Consider the following 1,251-nt stretch of genomic DNA (forward strand, 5'->3'; position numbering starts at 1 on the left):
AGCAGAGTCTTTGAAAGATAATACCTTTCAATAACACTAAAGGCTAACTCTGCAACAGTGCCTAGAAAAGCAACGCTGATCGTCAAACTCTCCTTCGTGAAATCATCAACGCAGGTCAGGCATTTAATCCGGCGGTCACTGGCCAGCGCATCCATGAAAAAATCCATCGACCACGTCAGGTTGGGACCTGCCGGACGGACTAGCGGAAGCCGCTCAGTTGCCAGTCCCTTACGGCGCCGTCTGCGTTTTACGCTCAGGCCATTGAGATGATAAATGCGGTAGACCCGTTTGTGGTTAACGCAAAGGCCTTCACGGCGCAAAAGCTGCCAGATGCGCCGGTAACCGAAACGTCGGCGTTCCATTGCGAGCTCGGTGATACGTGCAGACAGATACGTATTAGTAGCCGGACGGTGCGCACCATAACGGCAGGTCGACAAAGGACAAACCTGTCAGCCAGCGGGCACGCCGTTGTGACAGACCTGTCGCTTTGCACATCACTGTCGCGGTTTCCCCCTTCTTGTCTGTCGTCAGTACTTTCGGCCTAAAGCCACCTGTAGTGCCTCTTTATCCAGCATGGTTTCGGCGAGTAGCTTCTTGAGGCGGGCGTTCTCTTCTTCAAGTGACTTAAGCCTTTTACTTCAGGTTCTTCCATGCCACCAAACTTCTTACGCCACGTATAAAACGTGGCGTCGGAGATGGCGTACTTACGGTAAAGTTCTCAGGCGAAAACACCCGCATCGGCTTCGCGAAGAATATTGATGATCTGTTCGTCGGAAAAACGCTTCTTCATGGTATTGTCCTCATGTTGCTGATGAAGACATTACTAACATCGTCTTGTGTTAATCAATGATGAGCAGGTCACCATGCTTCAAGTGATGTGAAATATGTTCATCTCAGATACGTGGCAATCACTTTTTTTATCACAACACAAAGTCGTTCAGATAATCTCCTGCTCCTGCAAAATACACTGATCGATATGAGCGATCAATTTAGCGCAATTGATTTGCTTTAACGATTGATTTTTTTTAATTGATCACTTTTGCCGATGGCGTATCAATTCTGTATGATAAAGTGAATTTACTGAATTAATCATCTCTGGAGGCGGGAGTAATGTATCTGTAGCTTTTACCGTGCCGGTTGATGAGTATCTGATTAATACATTTTGTTTCAGCTTTCGGGATAAAAATGAAACTAACTCATAACACAACCACCTCAGAGCAAACAACTTTCCATCCTGCCTTGCGCCGTTTG

At 46.8% G+C, this 1,251-nt stretch carries 1 protein-coding gene and 1 pseudogene; both read right to left on the reverse strand.

The features are described from left to right. Positions 1-65: 65 nt before the first annotated feature. A pseudogene (locus tag AAIE02_RS23580) lies at positions 66-790 on the reverse strand (transposase); the annotation flags it as partial. Positions 791-1,033: 243 nt separating this feature from the next. Next, on the reverse strand, positions 1,034-1,251 hold a 218-nt coding region (locus tag AAIE02_RS23585), incomplete at its 5' end, for a hypothetical protein (protein WP_498533421.1).

The organism is Cedecea sp. Ae19-4, from assembly GCF_059801165.1.